Source organism: Vibrio sp. 1641, assembly GCF_033339995.1.
Lineage (GTDB): Bacteria > Pseudomonadota > Gammaproteobacteria > Enterobacterales > Vibrionaceae > Vibrio > Vibrio alginolyticus.
Genome location: NZ_JAWOVP010000127.1, coordinates 1 through 775 on the forward strand (window position 1 = coordinate 1; position 775 = coordinate 775).

The 775-nt window shown below is 44.8% G+C and carries 1 protein-coding gene; it reads left to right on the forward strand.

The window, feature by feature from the left end:
- Window positions 1-775 (forward strand): histidine kinase dimerization/phospho-acceptor domain-containing protein (locus R7Z47_RS24585; protein WP_318130728.1); only part of this gene is annotated, 775 nt, incomplete at both ends.

A 775-nucleotide genomic window follows, 5' to 3' on the forward strand; every position in this document is an offset into this window, starting at 1 on the left:
AATTCAAACGCAGCATTGATGATCAATTGGAAGACAAAGTGAATCGACCAATCATCAGCATTCCATTGGTTCAGCAGCACAACTTAGTCATTCAACTGCCGCATCGCTTACATCCTGCGAATGACTTCATACTGTACTTTTCCATTATCAAAGTGGTAATTGCCGCCGTGATTTTGGCTTTGTTCTCGCTTTTAATGGCACGCAACTTACAGCAACCGTTGGACAGACTCAGAGAGGCGAGCAAGAAGCTTTCTAACGGCGATTTTAATGTCAGTGTTGTGCAGGAGCTAAAGTCCAACACGCGAGAATTTAATGAACTCGCGCAAGATTTTGACCACATGACGAAAGAGATTCACTTGCTAGCGGAGAAGCAACGTCTTTTGATTCGCGATGTGTCCCATGAACTAAGAACGCCTCTTGCTAGACAGAACTTGGTTTTGCACCTATTGCGTAAAAGAGTTGGTGAAAGCGAACAAGAACTAGTGACGCGGTTGGAAGACGAAGCCAAAGAGCTGAATCATCTAATCAGTGACATTTTGGAATTTAGTCGCCTTGAGAATGCTCGCTACGACAAAGAGACCAAGCGTAGCGATCTTGAAGTGCTACTAGCCCCACAAGTTGAGCGTTGCAAAATCGATTTGAGGGAATCACAGAGCATTGTATTTATTTCACGTGTGACCGAGCCGAGAGCTTACTGTGAAGATACTCTCGTGGTGCGTTGTCTGAATAATCTAGTTGGCAACGCTATCAAATACGCGGGTGAAGATGCTCGGAT